Here is a 315-nt window from a genome sequence, read left to right as displayed (position 1 = left end):
GCCCTCGGTGGCGCGATAGGAATAGTAGAGGTCCGAGGCGCAACGGGTGCAAATGCCCGCATCGATGATACGCCGAGCATCCACGCCGGCAGCTTGCACGTCGGCCTTCACCGCCTCGGCCAAACTGACTCGATTATCTTCGGAAACCACAGCGGCGCCGAATTCGTCGGCAAACTGTTGGGCCACGTCGGGTCCCACCTCGAAGCAACCCTGGCGAATATGCGGACCCACGTAGACGTTCACCTCCGACGGATCCACCGCTTCTAGGGCGCACAGGCGCTCCACCGCCTTGCGGGCAATGTGTCCCACTGTGCC

Annotated in this window: 1 protein-coding gene; it reads right to left on the bottom strand. The window is 63.2% G+C overall.

What is annotated here, in order from left to right:
- On the bottom strand, positions 1 to 315 hold a 315-nt coding region (locus PZH32_RS12365), incomplete at both ends, for a polyphenol oxidase family protein (RefSeq protein ID WP_275208546.1).

This window comes from Adlercreutzia equolifaciens, from assembly GCF_029076695.1.
GTDB lineage: Bacteria > Actinomycetota > Coriobacteriia > Coriobacteriales > Eggerthellaceae > Adlercreutzia > Adlercreutzia equolifaciens_A.
The sequence above is the reverse complement of the archived record's forward strand: the minus strand, read 5'-3'. Positions and strand labels throughout refer to the sequence as shown.